At 34.5% G+C, this 249-nt stretch carries 1 protein-coding gene; it reads right to left on the bottom strand.

Going from position 1 to position 249, the window contains the following annotated elements; all coding sequences use genetic code 11:
* Positions 1-249 (bottom strand): transposase (locus FDX24_RS10020; protein ID WP_170973063.1); only part of this gene is annotated, 249 nt, incomplete at both ends.

Raw genomic sequence — 249 nt, 5'->3', positions numbered from 1 at the left:
TCTTAAAGTCTCTGGTTCCAGTGATTTAGCTGATTTTAACAGTAAAGAATACGCTAAAAGTATCATCTCTAATTTCAATTGAAAACCTTGAGGCGAACGACTTTTACAACGCTCAGCTCCTAGATTTGTCAAAAAAGAGAAAACTCGCTCAATCACTTTTCTACGTTTTGAAAAATTAGGGAAAAGGATTTTCTTTTGCTTCATGTTCTTCCTGACAGGTGTCATTAGATCAATTCCTTTTAATTCCAG

Source organism: Citrobacter sp. wls716 (assembly GCF_005280975.1).
GTDB classification, from domain to species: Bacteria; Pseudomonadota; Gammaproteobacteria; order Enterobacterales; family Enterobacteriaceae; genus Citrobacter; species Citrobacter youngae.
Note: the sequence above shows the minus strand (reverse complement) of the source record. Positions and strands in the feature narration are given on the sequence as shown.